This window comes from Brevibacillus choshinensis (assembly GCF_001420695.1).
GTDB classification, from domain to species: domain Bacteria; phylum Bacillota; class Bacilli; order Brevibacillales; family Brevibacillaceae; genus Brevibacillus; species Brevibacillus choshinensis.
Genome location: NZ_LJJB01000010.1, coordinates 1,194,114 through 1,211,147, shown reverse-complemented (window position 1 = coordinate 1,211,147; position 17,034 = coordinate 1,194,114). Strand labels below are relative to the sequence as shown.

At 50.0% G+C, this 17,034-nt stretch carries 16 protein-coding genes; 8 read left to right on the top strand and 8 right to left on the bottom strand.

Translation table 11 applies throughout. The features are described from left to right. Positions 1 to 13: 13 nt before the first annotated feature. The 4 genes from AN963_RS15910 (at position 14) to eno (ending at position 4,898) form a co-directional block, all read left to right on the top strand. Positions 14 to 1,198, top strand: coding sequence for a phosphoglycerate kinase (locus AN963_RS15910; RefSeq protein ID WP_055745526.1), 1,185 nt, complete (start codon positions 14 to 16; stop codon positions 1,196 to 1,198). 11 nt (positions 1,199 to 1,209) lie between these two features. Continuing rightward, a complete protein-coding gene (tpiA, locus tag AN963_RS15905; RefSeq protein ID WP_055745525.1) occupies positions 1,210 to 1,968 on the top strand; it encodes a triose-phosphate isomerase in 759 nt (252 codons plus the stop codon). Positions 1,969 to 1,980: 12 nt separating this feature from the next. Further along, positions 1,981 to 3,522, top strand: coding sequence for a 2,3-bisphosphoglycerate-independent phosphoglycerate mutase (gene gpmI, locus AN963_RS15900; RefSeq protein ID WP_055745524.1), 1,542 nt, complete (start codon positions 1,981 to 1,983; stop codon positions 3,520 to 3,522). An 89-nt stretch (positions 3,523 to 3,611) separates the two neighbouring features. Further along, positions 3,612 to 4,898, top strand: a complete 1,287-nt coding sequence (gene eno, locus AN963_RS15895) for a phosphopyruvate hydratase (RefSeq protein WP_055745523.1) — start codon at positions 3,612 to 3,614, stop codon at positions 4,896 to 4,898. A 179-nt stretch (positions 4,899 to 5,077) separates the two neighbouring features. Here the strand turns inward: eno and AN963_RS15890 are convergent, their stop codons facing one another. From AN963_RS15890 to AN963_RS15880, 3 genes are read right to left on the bottom strand one after another with little or no spacing between them, the layout of a single operon-like run. After that, a complete protein-coding gene (locus tag AN963_RS15890) occupies positions 5,078 to 5,905 on the bottom strand; it encodes an ABC transporter ATP-binding protein (RefSeq protein ID WP_055745522.1) in 828 nt (275 codons plus the stop codon). A 19-nt stretch (positions 5,906 to 5,924) separates the two neighbouring features. After that, positions 5,925 to 6,962: a FecCD family ABC transporter permease gene (locus AN963_RS15885; protein ID WP_055745521.1), complete on the bottom strand. Its 1,038-nt coding sequence runs from the start codon at positions 6,960 to 6,962 to the stop codon at positions 5,925 to 5,927. Then, a complete protein-coding gene (locus AN963_RS15880; RefSeq protein ID WP_055745520.1) occupies positions 6,959 to 7,969 on the bottom strand; it encodes a FecCD family ABC transporter permease in 1,011 nt (336 codons plus the stop codon). Before AN963_RS15880 ends, AN963_RS15885 begins: the two co-directional genes overlap by 4 nt. Before the next feature lie 209 nt (positions 7,970 to 8,178). Between AN963_RS15880 and AN963_RS15875 the strand changes: the two genes are divergently transcribed. Next, complete coding sequence (locus AN963_RS15875; RefSeq protein ID WP_055745519.1) at positions 8,179 to 9,192, top strand: ABC transporter substrate-binding protein; 1,014 nt, start codon at positions 8,179 to 8,181, stop codon at positions 9,190 to 9,192. Positions 9,193 to 9,303: 111 nt separating this feature from the next. Here the strand turns inward: AN963_RS15875 and AN963_RS15870 are convergent, their stop codons facing one another. The 5 genes from AN963_RS15870 to AN963_RS15850 all read right to left on the bottom strand — a co-directional run bounded on the left by AN963_RS15870 (position 9,304) and on the right by AN963_RS15850 (position 13,158). Next, a complete protein-coding gene (locus tag AN963_RS15870; RefSeq protein WP_055745518.1) occupies positions 9,304 to 10,548 on the bottom strand; it encodes a YjgB family protein in 1,245 nt (414 codons plus the stop codon). Next, positions 10,538 to 11,062 carry an RNA polymerase sigma factor gene (locus AN963_RS15865; protein ID WP_055745517.1) on the bottom strand — a complete coding sequence of 175 codons (525 nt, stop codon included), beginning with the start codon at positions 11,060 to 11,062 and terminating at the stop codon, positions 10,538 to 10,540. The genes AN963_RS15870 and AN963_RS15865 overlap by 11 nt, the downstream gene beginning before the upstream one ends. 107 nt (positions 11,063 to 11,169) lie before the next feature. Continuing rightward, positions 11,170 to 11,919 (bottom strand): ABC transporter permease, encoded by a 750-nt coding sequence (locus AN963_RS15860; protein WP_055745516.1) that lies wholly within the window; start codon positions 11,917 to 11,919, stop codon positions 11,170 to 11,172. Further along, positions 11,916 to 12,677 carry an ABC transporter ATP-binding protein gene (locus tag AN963_RS15855; RefSeq protein WP_055745515.1) on the bottom strand — a complete coding sequence of 254 codons (762 nt, stop codon included), beginning with the start codon at positions 12,675 to 12,677 and terminating at the stop codon, positions 11,916 to 11,918. The genes AN963_RS15860 and AN963_RS15855 overlap by 4 nt, the downstream gene beginning before the upstream one ends. Before the next feature lie 82 nt (positions 12,678 to 12,759). Then, on the bottom strand, positions 12,760 to 13,158 hold the full coding sequence (locus tag AN963_RS15850) for a YqzM family protein (RefSeq protein WP_055745514.1): 399 nt from the start codon (positions 13,156 to 13,158) through the stop codon (positions 12,760 to 12,762). Between the two features lie 291 nt (positions 13,159 to 13,449). Here AN963_RS15850 and secG point away from each other — a divergent pair, with 291 nt between their 5' ends. The 3 genes from secG (at position 13,450) to smpB (ending at position 16,936) form a co-directional block, all read left to right on the top strand. Continuing rightward, positions 13,450 to 13,692 carry a preprotein translocase subunit SecG gene (secG, locus tag AN963_RS15845; protein WP_055745513.1) on the top strand — a complete coding sequence of 81 codons (243 nt, stop codon included), beginning with the start codon at positions 13,450 to 13,452 and terminating at the stop codon, positions 13,690 to 13,692. Positions 13,693 to 13,836: 144 nt separating this feature from the next. Continuing rightward, positions 13,837 to 16,344 carry a ribonuclease R gene (gene rnr, locus AN963_RS15840; protein WP_055745512.1) on the top strand — a complete coding sequence of 836 codons (2,508 nt, stop codon included), beginning with the start codon at positions 13,837 to 13,839 and terminating at the stop codon, positions 16,342 to 16,344. 118 nt (positions 16,345 to 16,462) lie between these two features. Beyond that, a complete protein-coding gene (smpB, locus tag AN963_RS15835; RefSeq protein WP_055745511.1) occupies positions 16,463 to 16,936 on the top strand; it encodes an SsrA-binding protein SmpB in 474 nt (157 codons plus the stop codon). The last annotated feature ends 98 nt before the right edge of the window (positions 16,937 to 17,034 follow it).

Genomic DNA, 17,034 nt, shown 5'->3' with positions numbered 1-17,034 from the left:
GGGAGGATCGTTCATGAACAAGAAATCTATCCGCGATGTTGAGCTGGCAGGCAAAAGCGTTTTCTGCCGAGTCGACTTCAACGTGCCAATGCAGGACGGGATTATCACCGATGATACGCGCATCCGTGCTGCCGTGCCGACCATTCGATTCCTGGTGGAAGCAGGGGCAAAAGTAATCCTGGCAAGCCATTTTGGCCGTCCTAAAGGGCAAGTAGTGGAAGAGATGCGTCTGACCCCGGTCGCTGCCCATTTGACTACCCTTCTGGGCAAAGACGTAAAGAAGCTGGATGATTCCATCGGTGCAGAAGTGGAAGAGGCAGTGAAGAAGATGGAGGCAGGAGACGTCATCCTGTTGGAAAACGTACGCTTCCATGCGGGAGAAGAAAAGAACGATCCAGAACTCGCGAAAAGCTTTGCAGCACTTGCTGATTTGTTTGTGAACGATGCTTTTGGAACAGCGCATCGCGCACATGCCTCTACAGCGGGAATCGCAGATTACATACCGGCTGTGGCAGGACTCTTGATGGAAAAAGAAATCCGCTTTATGGGTGGAGCTCTTTCTCGTCCAGAGCGTCCGTTCACGGCGATTGTCGGCGGTGCGAAGGTCAAAGATAAAATAGCAGTCATCGAAAATTTGCTAACCAAGGTCGATCATTTGATCATCGGTGGCGGAATGGCAAATACGTTCCTCAAAGCGCAGGGTTATGGCATCGGTGCTTCTTTGTGTGAGGAAGACAAACTGGATTTGGCGCGCACGCTGATGGCACAGGCGAAAGAACGCGGTGTGCAGCTGCTTATGCCAGTGGATGTCATCGTAGCTGACCGTTTTGCTGCGGATGCGGAAAAACAAACCGTGAGCATCGATGCGATTCCAGACGGCTGGATGGCACTCGATATCGGTCCTAAAACCGTGGATCAATACCATCAAGTAATTGTCGATTCCAAAACCGTTGTATGGAACGGACCGATGGGCGTATTTGAAATGGATGCCTTTGCAGGGGGAACGATCGGCGTAGCGAAGGCGATGTCCGAATGCTCTGGTACGACCATCATCGGTGGTGGAGACTCGGTTGCAGCCGTAGAAAAAGCAGGCGTAGCCGAACAAATGACGCACATTTCCACAGGCGGTGGTGCTTCCCTAGAATTTATGGAAGGAAAAGAACTGCCAGGCGTAGCGGTGCTTGCGGATAACGAATAGGGGGAGATCTCTTGAGAACACCAATTATCGCGGGGAACTGGAAGATGTTCAAAACGATTGCCGAGGCTTCTGCATTTGCAGAGGAAGCCAAGGCAGGCAGCACGAAGGCTGGGGTGGAAAAGGTAGTATGTGCTCCTTTTACCGCACTACCTGCATTGGGTCAGATCTTCGCCGGAACGGATATCGCCTTGGGCGCACAAAACATGCATTTTGAAGAGCAAGGTGCATTCACTGGTGAGATCAGCCCGAGCATGCTGAAAGAAATCGGTGTAAAGTATGTGATCCTTGGACATTCCGAACGTCGTCAGTATTTTAATGAAACAGATGAGACCGTCAATAAAAAAGTGCTGGCTGCCCTGAAGCATGATCTTTTGCCAATCGTGTGCGTAGGAGAAAGCCTGGAGCAGCGGGAAGCGGGCCAGACTGCTACCGTCGTTCGTACACAGACAGAAGGCGCTTTGGCTGACTTGGAAGCAGCACAGCTCGCGAACGTCGTGATTGCCTACGAGCCGATCTGGGCAATCGGAACAGGTAAGTCTTCTACAGCGGAGGATGCAAACGAGACGATCGCGATTGTTCGTCAGGTCATCGCCGAGCGTTTTGGTCAGGAGACAGCAGCGCAGGTTCGCATTCAATACGGTGGCAGCGTCAAACCGGAGAACATCGCCAGCTACATGGCTCAGCCAGATATCGACGGAGCATTGGTTGGTGGGGCGAGCTTGGTTGCAGATAGTTACTTGCAGCTCGTAAACGGAGCTTCGCAGCAATAGGAGGAGAAACAGATGGCACATCGGCCGAAACCGGTTGCGTTGCTGATTGTAGATGGCTTTGCCCTGCGCAATGAGACGTATGGAAACGCGGTGGCGCAAGCGAAAAAACCGAACTTTGACCGTTACTGGAATCACTATCCCCATGCAACTCTGGAAGCGAGCGGGCTCGCGGTTGGTTTGCCTGAGGGACAGATGGGCAACTCTGAGGTTGGTCATCTCAATATCGGAGCAGGACGCGTAGTCTATCAAGATTTGACCCGTATCACCAAATCGATCCGGGAAGGTGAGTTTTTTGAAAATGAAACCTTGCTGGATGCATTCCGTCACGTAAAAGAAAACAACAAGCAGCTACATCTGTTCGGATTGCTGTCCGACGGTGGCGTGCATAGCCATATTACTCACTTGTTCGCGATTCTTGAGATGGCGAAGGAGCAAAACTACGATCGCGTCTACATTCATGGCTTTTTGGATGGACGAGACGTATCGCCAGACAGTGCCGTAGGGTACATCGAACAGCTACAAGCTAAGATCGCCGAAATCGGTGTAGGGCAAATTGCTACGGTGCAAGGTCGCTATTATGCCATGGACCGCGACAAGCGCTGGGAGCGGATCGAAAAAGCATACCGCGCAATGGTTTACGCAGATGCTCCGCACTATCAGGACCCGATCGAGGCAGTCAAGGAATCGTACGAGAAGTCGATCATGGACGAATTCGTCATGCCAACGGTGATCGTTGACGATCAAGGTGCACCTGTTTCTACGATTCAAGACGGGGATGCTATCATTTTTTACAACTTCCGTCCTGACCGTGCGATTCAGATCTCGCAGGCCTTTACCAACGAGGATTTCCGTGGATTTGATCGGGGAGAGAACCATCCGCGTGATCTGCATTTCGTCTGCTTGACTCATTTCTCTGAGTCTGTAGGCGGATATGTAGCTTACAAGCCTTCCAACCTGGACAATACGCTCGGTGAGGTCCTTTCCCAACAAGGTCTCAAGCAGTTGCGCATTGCCGAAACGGAAAAGTATCCACACGTTACGTTCTTCTTTAGTGGCGGGCGTGAACAGGAGTTTCCTGGTGAGACACGTATTCTCATCCCGTCTCCAAAAGTCGCGACTTACGATTTGCAGCCAGAAATGAGTGCGATCGAGCTGACGGATGCGGTGGTAGCAGAGATTGAAGCGGACAACTTTGACGCGATCATCCTCAATTTTGCCAACTGCGACATGGTAGGTCACTCTGGAAAAATGGAGCCGACTATCAAGGCAGTAGAAACCGTAGACACATGCCTGGCACGTGTGGTTGAGGCGATCACTGCAAAAGGTGGCGTCGCGGTCATTACGGCTGACCACGGCAATGCCGATCTGATGCTGGATCCAGACGGACGCCCGATTACTTCGCACAGTACGTACCCAGTTCCGGTCATCGTGACCAAGGAAGGCGTGACGCTGCGCGAAGACGGAATTCTGGCTGATCTTTCGCCGACATTGCTCGCGTTGTTGGGCGTTCCACAACCTACAGAAATGTCAGGCAAATCGTTACTTGCAAAATAGCTCGCTCTGGCACAAACTGAAATGGTGCCTACTGTAAGCTACGAATAAATGTGGGGAGACCCGCAAGAAAAAAAGGAGATGGATGAGAAATGGCGATGATTACTGACATCTATGCACGCGAAATTATGGATTCCCGCGGTAACCCAACTGTGGAAGTCGAAGTATATTTGGAAGACGGTTCTATGGGACGCGCTGCTGTTCCATCGGGTGCTTCTACCGGTGCTTATGAAGCGGTAGAATTGCGTGATGGCGACAAATCACGTTACTTGGGCAAAGGCGTACTGAAAGCGGTCGAAAACGTAAACGAAATCATCGCGCCTGAGCTGATCGGCATGGATGCACTGGATCAAGTCGGTGTAGATATGGCGATGCTGCAGCTAGATGGTACAGATAATAAAGGCAAGCTGGGTGCGAACGCGATCCTGGGCGTGTCCATGGCAGTAGCTCGTGCAGCTGCAGATTCCTTGGGTCTGCCTTTGTACAACTACTTGGGCGGATTCAACGCAAGAACGCTGCCTGTGCCTATGATGAACATCCTCAACGGTGGTAAGCACGCAGACAACACCGTCGACATTCAAGAATTCATGGTGATGCCTGTAGGAGCAGAATCCTTTAAAGAAGCGCTGCGCACAGGTGCGGAAATCTTCCACTCCCTGAAAAAAGTGCTGTCCGAAAAAGGTCTGAGCACAGCTGTTGGGGATGAAGGTGGATTTGCACCAAACCTGAAATCCAACGAAGAAGCGATCACAACCATTCTGGCTGCGATCAAAGCAGCTGGCTACGAGCCTGGTAAAGACGTATTCCTCGCACTCGACGTGGCAGCGACTGAGATGTTCAAAGACGGAAAATACCACTTCGAAGGTGAAGGGGTAGTAAAAACTACCGAAGAAATGATTGCGTTCTACGAAGATCTGGTGAGCAAATACCCGATCATCTCCATCGAAGACGGTCTGTCTGAAGATGACTGGGATGGCTGGAAAGCACTGACTGAGAAACTGGGCAGCAAAGTGCAGCTCGTAGGTGATGACCTGTTCGTAACCAACACGGAACGTCTGGCACGTGGTATTGAAACAGCGACAGGAAACTCCATCCTAGTGAAAGTAAACCAAATCGGTACGCTGACAGAGACATTCGAAGCGATCGAAATGGCGAAACGCGCAGGCTACACAGCTGTGATTTCCCACCGTTCCGGTGAAACCGAAGACTCCACCATCTCTGATATCGCAGTAGCGACCAATGCGGGTCAAATCAAGACAGGTGCGCCTTCCCGTACCGACCGCGTGGCGAAGTACAACCAATTGCTCCGCATCGAAGACGAGCTGGGAGATACCGCCCGTTTCGGCGGACGCGATGCCTTCTATAACCTGAAAAAGTAAGAATGCGAAACGCATAAGACTAGGGCTGTATTCACGAGTTTAACTACCGTGAATGCAGCCCTTTTTCATGAATCGAGTCGAAAGCGAGGAATTGCTCCTTTTTGATTTTTCTCCTACAGAGACCAGGTTGAACAAAAATACTGCTCCCAGTAAAGGAGCAGTATTTTTGTGTGCAGATATTACGAGAGCATAGCAGGCTTTCTTTCCAGGACAGCAGCTGCCAAGCGACTTTTGCTGTATGGAATGCACATCGGAGTACCATACAGCGGGTCATTCGTGATCTGGCAATCCATATCAAATACGGTACGCACGAGGTCAGTAGTCAAAACGTCGTCTGGCGAGCCTTCTGCCACGACAGTCTGATTGTGGACGGCGACAATGTGATGCGCATAGCGGCAAGCGAGATTCAGATCATGCAATACCATGACGATGGTTCGCTGCTCGGTTTCGTTCAGCTCGAACAGCAGATCAAGAATTTCGATTTGATGGGACATATCGAGGTATGTCGTTGGTTCATCCAGCAAGATGGTCTCCGTACCTTGTGCCAGTGTCATCGCGATCCATGCACGTTGACGTTGTCCTCCTGAGAGGGAGTCGACAGGGCGATTGGAGAGGGCGGTAAGCTGGGTCGCTTCGAGTGCGCGCGTCACCATTTTTTCATCTTCCTCGGACCACTGCTGAAGCCAGTTTTGGTACGGATAACGACCTTGCTTGACTAGCTGCAGGACAGTCAGACCCTCCGGAGCGGTCGGCCCTTGCGGCAGAATGGCAAGGCGTTTTGCTACTTCCTTGGTCGAACGCTTGGCGATCGATTCGCCTTCTAGCAGGATCGCACCTTCTTTTGGTTTGAGCAGGCGGGCCAAGGAACGAAGCAACGTAGACTTACCGCTACCATTGCTTCCGATAAAGACCGTAATTTTTCCGCGGGGGATATTCAGATCCAGCGCTTCGATGATATTGCGCTCTCCATAGGACAACGTGAGCTGACGGGTTTCCAGAGCTTGCATAATCACTCGTCTCCTTCCACTAGCGATTTCGATTTTTGTATAGCAGGTAAATGAAAAACGGGGCGCCGACTGCCGAAGTAAAGACGCCTACGGGAACTTCGATGGGAGTAAAAGCCATTCGAGCAACTAAATCAGCGCTCAGTACGATCAAGGCACCGATGGAAGCCGAGAGTGGTAGGGCACCTCCAAAGGATGGACCGATCAATTGTTTGGCGATATGTGGTGCCAACAAAGCGACAAAGCTGATGTCGCCACCGACGGACACCGCTGTTCCTGTCAGGGCTGCGCAGATCATCAGCAAGGTAAAGCGATCCCACTGGAGGATGCTCCCCAGACTCGTGGCGATATCGTCACCGAGCTGCTGAATGTTGACGCGTCGCGCGAGTACGGCTGCGACCGCGATCAGGATGACCACCCAAGGAAGAATCATGAGCACGTCGTTCCAGTCGACCCCATAAATGCTTCCGGTCAGCCAGAGCAATGCCTTGTTTTGCAAAAGGAACGGGCTGAACATGATCAGTATCGTAACGACAGCGCCTGCAGCAATCTTGATTCCGACCCCAATCATCACGAGACGGAGCGGAGTAACGCCTTTTTTCCAAGCCAGAGCGTACAAGAGCAACGTGGTAAACAAAGCGCCAAGGAAGGCGATAGGTGGCAACCATTTAATGCTGGCTGTTTCAAACAAGAGCAAAAAGCCAACAGCCGCGATCGACGCGCCGCCGGAAACTCCGAGAATGTCCGGAGCGGCCAACGGATTGCGGACGATGCCTTGCATAATTGCGCCTGCAGAAGCCAGTGCTGCTCCGACCAGAATGGCGATGATGATCCGTGGCAAGCGAAATTGTTGCACAATCAAGGCATCTTGCTCCGAGCCCATGCCCAGGAGTACTTTGAGGACATCTAGTGGGTGAATCTTCATTTCACCCATTCCCAAGCTGATGACGGCCACACCGATGGTCAAAAGGAGTGCGATGAAGCTAAATAGTAAGGATTTCTTATGTAGTTGAAAGGAAGTGAGTCGCTTACCAACTCGTAGAGCTAGGTACTCTTTCATCCTTTATCCAGCCCCTTTCGTGCGACATAGATGAAGAACGGGATGCCGATCAGGGCGGTCATGACACCAATAGGTACTTCAGCAGGCATCGCGATAAAGCGAGCAGCGATATCCGCCATCAAAAGTAAAATGGAACCGAGTAGTCCGCTGTACAGCATGATCCAACGTGTGTCGATTCCCACGAGGTAACGTGCCAGATGAGGCGTTACTAGTCCAACAAAGCCGATAGGTCCAGCGACGGCAACGGCACATCCGGAAAGGAGCACGATGACGACTCCGGTAGCGATTTTGACCAACAGGGTTCGTTGTCCTAATCCTTTTGCTACATCGTCCCCCATGAGCAACGTCTGTATCGGTCTAGCCAAAACAAAGGCGGCGATCCAGGCGATGACCATATAAGGAAAGACAGTTGCCAAGTACTCCAGCTTTCTTCCGCCGACGGAACCAGAGAGCCAGAAGAGGATTTCGTCGGTTGCCTTTTCATTCAATACCATCATGCCGTGGCGAATGGATGAGGCTAGAGCGGTAATCGCAGCCCCAGCCAGAACGAGTTTGACAGGGGTTAGTCCATCTCTTCCCAGAGATCCGAGCATGTAGACAATCAGTCCGGCGACTGCTGCACCGAGGAAGGATATCCAAGTAAACTCGGTCAGGGAACTAATGCCGGCAAAGGTGACCGCAAACACGACGAAGAGGGAAGCACCAGCATTAAGGCCAAAAAGTTCGACGTCAGCTACAGGGTTTCGCGTCAAGGATTGGAGAAGGGTGCCTGCGATTCCCAGACAAAAGCCAACAGTGAGTGCATTTAGTACGCGTGGTACACGGACTTCCTTAATGACAATGTGCTCATTCGTACCATTAAAATGAGTATAAGCATCGATTGCGGTTTGCCAGCTCGTATCGATCACACCAAAAATCAGGCTGGCATAGCTGAGGTAAGCGAGAAGCACAAAAGCACCGGCTACTCCCAGAATTTTAAGAAAGTTATTCGACAATACAGAATTCATGTGGACTACATCCTTATCTTTCTGTGTGTTCTCATTAGAGTAAATACGATTTCATAGATAAGTTTAGATGTAGGAAGGGTATGTGTCAATGACGTTGATAGTCATTATCAATTTGTTGTTGACTTCTAACAAGCATGAATGTAGGATAATCATTGTCATTGAATGTAATTCTCAATCTCATTCTCGATATTGAAAGGGGTCTTTTCATCATGTTTTCTCGTACATATCGGACCGCAGGCGGTAAAGCGTTTTTTGCTGTCCTGATGGCCCTGTTACTGGTAGTCACAGGTTGCGGTGGAGGGCAAACGTCCAGCGAACCAAAGCCTGCTGAACAAAAACCAGCTGAACCAGCTGCTGGCACATCCAACGCTTCTGACCAATCGTATACTGTAAAACACGCTATGGGTGAGACGACCATTAAAGGCACACCTCAGCGCGTAGTTATGCTCACAAACCAAGGCGAAGAAACATTGGTCGCGTTGGGTGTTAAGCCAGTAGGTGCTGTAGGTTCTACTGTTGATCCTACGAAATTCTTTGACTTCATCAGCAAAGATTTGGAAGGCGCGAAATTGGTAGGTACTGAAGGTCAACCAAACCTGGAAGCTATTGCTGCACTGAAACCAGACCTGATCTTGGGTATGAAATTCCGTCATGAAAAAATTTATCAACAACTGTCTGCCATTGCTCCTACCGTGTTCGTGGAAGAGCCACGTGGTGACTGGAAAGCAAACTTCTCCCTATACGCAGAAGCAGTTAATAAGAAAGCAGAAGGCGAAAAAATCATCGCTGACTGGAACAAACGCGTTGAAGACTTCAAAGCTAAAGCGGGCGACAAGCTAAAAACACAAGTATCCGTAGTTCGTTTCATGCCAGGTAAAGTGCGTATTTACTACAAAGACACCTTTACAGGTGCAATCTTCAAAGACCTCGGCCTCGCTCGTCCAGCTGCTCAAGACAAAGACGAGTTCGCTGCAGAAGTAACAAAAGAGCGCATTCCAGAGATGGATGGCGATATCATGTTCTACTTCACGTACGAAACAGGTAAAGGAGATGCATCCAAGCTGGAACAAGAATGGACCAACGATTCTCTCTGGAAAAACCTGAATGTAGTGAAGGCAGGGAAAGCATTCAAAGTAGATGACACCATCTGGAACACGTCCGGTGGCGTAATCGCAGCAAACAAAGTACTGGATGAGCTGGAAGGCTACATCATCGGTAAATAAGGGAATGAATGAGAAGACGACGGGAGCGAACGGGCTTTGGTCGTCTTTTTTGTATCTAAACATAAAGGCACACAAGACAGTTTAAAGTCTTGTGTGCCTTTACTTATCACCTTAGCCAGCCATATTGTTGATTGTCCCTCTTGGATAGAAAACGTTAACGTGATCGATGTAGATCTTACTGTCGTTGGTTCCATTGGCGACACCGGAGAAGACGATTTTCAGCTCGTATTTGTCATTCACTTTATATGTGTAGATGGTCTGGCCTGCGACATTGGCTGTGCTTTGCGGTTTACCCAGTGTATTCACGACATCAGCCAACGAAGCGTATTGTAGCTGATAGTTGTAGGAGCGGATGTCCACGATTTGCATCCCTTTATTGAAGCCAAAGACGAGACCACGATCCCTGTACGTATTGTATGTGATGCCGTTGACATAAGAGACAGTATCAGGTTTGCCCCACTGTTTTTCTAGGGTGTCAAAGACGTCTTTTTCCACACGGTACTCACTGCCCAGTGTTTGACCGTTCTTCGCTAGGTCGCGGATGTTTTGCATCAGCTCTGTCGTGTTCATGTCTGCCATCAGGTTTCGATTGCCTTGTGGATAGTAGACATTGTAACGAACAAGAACAAGCTTGCTACTGTCAGATGAAGAAGGCTCGAAGACGAATTTAACCTGGTACTTATCGGTCACATCATAGGTGTAAATTTGTTGGCCTCCAAATTCACTGACGCGATTCGGTTTTCCCCATTTTTGTTCGATCTCAGCGAAAGTGATCTTTTGGATGTTTGGATCAAGCGAACGGATATCTACGATTTGCATGCCCTTGTTGTAGCCGAATACGACTCCGCGCTTTTCGTAGGTCGCGTAAGAGAGCCCGTTGACATAATCGGTGCGATCAGGTGCACCCCAAGCCTTTTCGACATCATCAAAAACCGTCGTTTCCACGGTGTAAGGAGCATTGATGACCGCTCCTTTTTCCGCTTGCTTGCGTATTGTGTTCAGCAGCTCATCTCCCTTTGGAGCTACAGGAGCAGTAGGGGTCACGCCATTGTTGGGCTGTGGAGCTGGATTTGGTGTAGATGGGGTAGGGGATGCTCCGTTGGATACCCCAGGTAATGCTGTCGGTTGATTGGTTTCAATGAGTGTTGCTCCCATCCAGCAAGTAGCGACGAGGATGGAGCAGATGGCCAATCCTTTGCCTAAGTGGCTGAAGCGATGTGCTTTTACAGTGTGCTCCATGTTGTGAGCCTCCTTGGATCGTATGGTAGTAAGTATTTTGCGTTTGGTTTCAGGCGGCATTTCCATATCAGGCAGCTTGCTCAGTTGTTCGAGCAGTTGCTCGTCTTTAGATGGCATTTCCGATCATCTCCTTTCCCTCCAGCTCCAATTTGTCTTTGACTGCTTTCATGGCACGGTGCAGGGTGACATTGACCTTGTTTTCCGACCAATTGAGGATTTGGGCTGTTTCCTTGGCAGACAAACCTTTGATGCCTCGTAGGATGAGCACCTCGCGATAAGTGGGTTTCACCTGCCGTATGGCTCGATAGAGGGCTTGTTGTTCTTCCTGAACATCCAGAAGCTCCTCTGGTGTTTTTTCATCTGACGTCAGATTCGAAAGCCACATGTCTGGAAGCCAGCTGCGCAGCCGTTTTTTTCTTGCGTGATCAATCGCTGTGTGACGGGCGATCGTCAGGAGCCATGTCTTGGGCTGGGACCTACCCTCAAATGACCCGACAGCGCCAAGTGCTTTGAGAAAAACGTCCTGAACCAGATCGTCTACGTCTCGGCTGCCGGTGTAATAAATGAGAAACTTATAAATATCGTCGCCATAGCGCAGAAACCATTGCTCGATCAAGTCGTTTTTGTCCATAGCTGAACCACCTTTGCTCTTTCTCCTTGTAATTTGACGATCCGAGCAACATTTCATTACAGTTCACGAAAAAAAACTGCCGAGATGCCCGGCAGCTGGTGGAAAGTCTATGAGGAACGCAGGATGGAATCACGTGTAAACCAGAGGCGATAGCTCAACAGGCTGATCAGCACGGCAGAGATCGCTGCGGAGGAAGAAAAGCTGAGCATGATCAGAATTTGGTAACGGACTGCCTCAATAGGGCTCGCACCCGCGACAATCATCCCTGTCATCATCCCGGGAAGTTGGACGAGTCCGATGGTTTTCATCGTATCGAACGTGGGGATCATGCTCGCTTTGACTGCACGCTTCAGCACGCCTTGAATCGCCTGGCGTGGCGTAGCACCCAGACTAAGCAACGATTCGATTTCTCCGCGGGAGGTTTCTGTTTCACGGTTCATATGATTCAGAAAGAGGCCGCAGACAATCATCGAGCTACCAATTATCATGCCACTCAACGGAATCAGGTATTGCGGAGTGGGAGAGACCAAGCCGAGAGAGACTAACAGCCCCATCGTTATGACTTCTGTTACGCTAAGAGCACAAACGATCCGCCAGAAGACACCAGGCAAGCGTCCCCCACGACTGGAGGCGTTCCATGATGCGACGCTGACCATCATTAGAATCACGATGAAGATGAACCAAATATTTTCGGAATGGAAAATAAATTGAAGGACGTATCCAATCAGTAGGAGCTGGACGGTGGAACGAATGGTTCCAATGGCGATTTCCTTCTCCAGGCCAAGCTTTTGCCAAATGGATAGTAAGAGTGCAATGAGGACGAAAGCAAACGCGAACCACATGGAGTAATAGGTCAAGACAGTCCCTCCCTTGATGCGGCAGCAGGTGCTGTCTGGTGGTTCAGAAAATCACGGGCTGCCAAGGATTGCGGCGATCGAAAAAAGGCTTGGCTGGGGGCGTCTTCCTCTAGCTGGCTGTTCGCCATAAACCAAATACGATTGCAAGCGCTTTGGGCTTCGTCTAGATCGTGTGTGATCCAGAGTAAGGTAGTGCCGGTACGGGTATGCAGATCGACGAGAAGCCGTTCTGCAGCCTGTTTACTGATCGCATCGAGTGAAGAGGTGACTTCATCTAATAATAGGATAGAAGGGCGTAAGAGTAGGCTGCGGATAAGGGCTAAGCGTTGCTTTTCTCCGCCTGACAGCTGCTGAGCGTTTTTGCTCCAATCGAGATGATCCATGGCAAGCTGCTCCATATAATTGCGAGCCAGCTGATCGTCAAAGGGGCGCTGATGAAGTACGCTCGTGATTCGCAGATTGTCTTCTACAGTGCCCGGGAGCATCACAGGTTGTTGTGCGACATAGCTCATCGTCATCCGCCACGCTTCAGGTTCCCATAGGCTCACGTCTTTATTTTGGAGACGAATCGTGCCTCGATCTGCTTTGTCCAAACGTCCCAATATTCGGAGCAATGTACTTTTGCCTTGGCCTGATTTGCCGAGGATACCGATGATTTCAGGTTCGGTAATACTCGCCGTGAAACCTTGAAACAGCCAGTGTTCGGGGAGGGTGGAGAGTTGTTTTCCCACGTTTTCTAGTTCCAGTCTAGTCGTCATCTGCTGTCTTTTACCTCCTTAATGCCGAAAACACCGAAGAGGACGAGTCTCCGGTGTTTGTTCGTTCGGGCCATCTATGTACTTATTTGTGTTCAGACAGCCATTGGGCAACCGCTTGAATTTCCGGTTGTTTCTTCAGCATTCCTGGAGGCATGCCGCCTTTACCTTCTTTAATGATCTTAGCGATATCATCCGCGCTGTGAGTTGCACCGACTTTAGTCAAGTTCGGTCCTACGATCCCTTCTAGGTTTTGACCGTGACAGGAAGCGCAATTTTGTTTAAAGATGGCAGCCGCATCAATGTTGGCAGTAGGTGCTCCACCGCCGCCTGCAGCTTCTTCCCCATGTTTTGGTGGGAAAATAATCGATCCTACGAGTGCAATGAGAAAAACTAGAAACAAGATACCAAACGAAGTAAAAAAGGCCTTCGCGGAATCAATTACGTCGTTTTGATTCATGTCTTTTTTGTTGGACCCAGCCATCTGACAAAGACCTCCCAAAGCAAGTTATAAAGGTACAACTGCAATTTTACGGCAAAATCTTGACAGTTGCAAGGCGACTCATAAACCGACAAAGAAAGTACACATTTTCCATTTTATACACATAGAATCCTCATTTCTTCTATATATTATTCCCCGGCATACGTTGGAAGCATTCTGGTAGAACTTCTCTGAATATGACAGGGATGGCGGCTTGCTGATAGCTTTTAATTATGATAAAGTAGATGTATTGGTTTTTTACCGCCTTGGAAATAAGTTTTGAGGTGAATGAAGATGGCATTGGCTGCGAAAATTTTACTTGTGATTGCAAGTATTGGCTTAATTATCGTCGTGTTGTTACAATCTGGTAAAAGTGCCGGCCTTTCGGGAGCGATTGGTGGCGGTGCTGAGCAACTCGTGGGCAAACAAAAAGCTCGTGGGATGGACGCACTTTTGGGTAAGCTGACCGTTGTATTTGCGGTAGCTTTCATGATCTTTGCGATTTTGCTCGGTTATTTCTTGAAAACAGGAGCGTAATAGACGAATGGCCAAAAGGCAGCAAGTGCGACTTGCTGCCTTTTTCTCTATTCCGATTGCGACGTGCGTGAGCGGTGAATACTACATAGTAATAAGTGAAAAAGGAAGCGCGGTAATGGACCACGCAAAAAAGGAGGTTTGTGGATGAAGGATCAAGATATCCTCGCGTTCATGCGGGAACAAGCGTATCACCCGATGACCGTAAAGGAATTAGAAGAAGCATTCGGGATCGAGGATGCCGGTTCGTTCAAGGAATTGGTGAAGACACTCAATGCGATGGAAGCGAGCGGTGAAGTCATACGGACGCGAGCAAATCGCTATGGCGTTCCTGAGAAAATGAATTTGGTGCGAGGTAGATTGCAGAGCCATCCGAAAGGCTTTGGTTTTGTGATTCCGGAAACGCCGGAGATGGAAGACGTCTATGTACATGCCAATGACATGAATGGCGCTCTGCATGGCGATACGGTATTCGTAAGGGTAGAGAAGGAACCAGGTGGCAATCGACTGGAAGGACGTATTATTCGCGTCGTAGAACGGGGCATCAAGCAAGTCGTTGGTACGTTTAAGGATGAGCAGCATTACGCATTTGTCATTCCTGATGAGAAAAGGATTGGCAAGGACGTGTTCATTCCGAAAAATGCCTATAACGGAGCAGTAGACGGACATAAAGTAGTGGTAAACATCGTCCGCTATCCAGAGGGGCGGGTAAACCCCGAGGGAGAAGTCGTAGAAATTCTGGGACATAAAAATGATCCGGGGGTCGATATCCTGTCGATCATCCGTAAGTTTAACTTGCCAGAAGCTTTTCCTGATGACGTATTGGAAGAAGCAGAAGCGGCACCCGCTGAAATCTCCGAGGAGGAAATTCAGGGACGTCGTGATTTGCGTGACCGGATGATGGTCACAATCGATGGAGCAGACGCCAAAGACTTGGATGATGCTGTGTCACTGGAGGTTCTCCCGAATGGAAACGTGCGATTGGGCGTCCATATTGCGGATGTGAGCTACTACGTCAAAGAAAAATCTGAGTTAGATAATGAAGCGTATCGCAGGGGTACGAGCGTCTATTTGGTCGACCGTGTGATCCCGATGATCCCGCACCGTTTGTCCAACGGAATCTGCAGCTTGAATCCTCAGGTAGATCGACTGACGATTTCCTGCGACATGGAGATGGACAAAGACGCAAAGGTCGTCAAGTACGACATCTTCCTCAGTGTGATCCGCACGAATGAACGGATGACGTATGCAGATGTACGCAGCATTTTGGAAGATAAAGATGAAGCCCTGATCGAGAAGTACAGCGAGCTCGTCCCGATGTTCCAAGAGATGGAGAAGCTGGCGCTCAAACGCCGTCAACAACGGATGCAGCGTGGTGCGATCGACTTTGACTTCCGTGAAGCCAAAATTTATGTGAACGAAGAGGGAACTCCGACAGATATTGGATTCCGCACTCGTTCCATCGCAGAGCAAATCATTGAAGAGTTCATGTTGGCTGCCAACGAAACAGTGGCCGAGCATTTCCACTGGATGAAACAGCCGTTTATGTATCGGGTCCATGAAGATCCAAATGCAGAAAAGCTGATGGCTTTCATGGAGTTCATCACCAACTTTGGCTACTCGATTCGTGGAAAAGGCAATTCCGTTCATCCACGGGCTCTCCAGCAGCTGCTGGAAGAGGTCAAAGGAAAGCCGGAAGAAATCATCATTAGTACCGTGATGCTGCGCTCGATGAAGCAAGCGCGCTACGACGCGGAAAGCCTCGGTCACTACGGTCTTTCCACGGAGTTCTACACGCATTTTACTTCTCCGATCCGACGCTATCCGGACTTGATTGTTCACCGCCGCATTCGCGACTGGATCGAATCGGGAAATCAGCTGTCAGAAAAACGGACGTCGTATTGGACAGAGCACATGCCGTTAATCGCCGAGCATGCGTCCCAGCGCGAGCGTCTGGCAGTGGATGCAGAACGTGAGACGGACGACCTGAAAAAAGCGGAGTTCATGAAGGAGAGAGTCGGCGAAGAGTTCGAAGGCGTCATTTCGAGCGTCACTTCGTTCGGGATTTTCGTCGAGCTGCCGAATACCATCGAAGGCTTGGTGCACGTCAGCTTTTTGACGGACGACTACTATCACTATCATGAGAAGCTGTACGCCCTGATCGGAGAACGGACCGGAAAACAGTTCCGTATCGGGGATCTGGTGCAAGTACGCGTAGCCAATGTCAATGTAGACGAACGGATCATTGACTTTGAAATTGTAGGAATGACCAAGGCAGCAGGCTTCCGCGGTAGCCGGGAACGCACACCGAAAGTCATCGACGGACGCGGAGGAGAGCGCAGAGGCGGTGCGCGTGGCAAGCAAGCTGGTTCTCGTTCAGATCGACCGGACCGTCAAAAGGATAAGGATAAAACCCATCCTGCAGCCATCCGCCAAAAGTACAAAGACCGTCGGAAAAACGAAGGGAACAAACCTCCTCGTCGTCCAGGTCAGCGTGCCGCGACGAATCCAGGTGAGGAAGTCGTTGCCATCGGAACGGGAGAGAGCACAGATACACCAACCCAACGCGAGAAGGGCTTCTGGGAAGATCTCGTCCGCTCCAAGAAAAAGAGCCGGAAAAATGTTGCGAGCAGTGTCAAACGGAAGCGCCGTTAAACAGTTGTGTAAGAGCTTGTTTTGAGGAGCTTGCCGGGTAAATGGCTTGCCACCATGGTTAAAATTTGCTAGACTTACTCATACAAAACGCAGGAAAATCGCAAGTGAGGTGATCTCTATGTCAAAAGACAAAGCCGGGACCAAAACAGTAGCCCAAAACCGAAAAGCACGCCACGATTACCACATCGAGCAAGTATTCGAAGCGGGCATTGAGTTGACCGGAACGGAGATCAAATCCGTGCGAGCCGCCCGCGTCCAGCTCAAGGATAGCTTCGCCCGTGTGCAAAACGGCGAGCTGATGCTGTACAACGTACACATCAGTCCGTACGAGCAGGGCAACCGCTTTAACCATGAGCCGGAGCGGACACGCAGGCTGCTGATGAGACGTCTGGAAATCCTGAAGCTAAACGGCCTGATTCGCGAGAGAGGCTATTCCCTCGTCCCGCTCAGCATTTATTTGAAGGGCGGTTGGGCAAAAGTCGAGCTGGCGCTGGTCAAAGGGAAAAAGAACTACGACAAGCGCGAGGATCTCAAGAAAAAGGATGCTGCGCGTGAAGTGGAACGCGCTTTGCGTGAGCGGCAAAAGGCGTAGGGAAGTGAATCGGATTGCATAAGCTGGTTTTCGTTGGCATGCTTGGCAGGAATCGACGTTGAGATTTGCTTGTCCGATGTGCTATAGTTAAGGAGCAG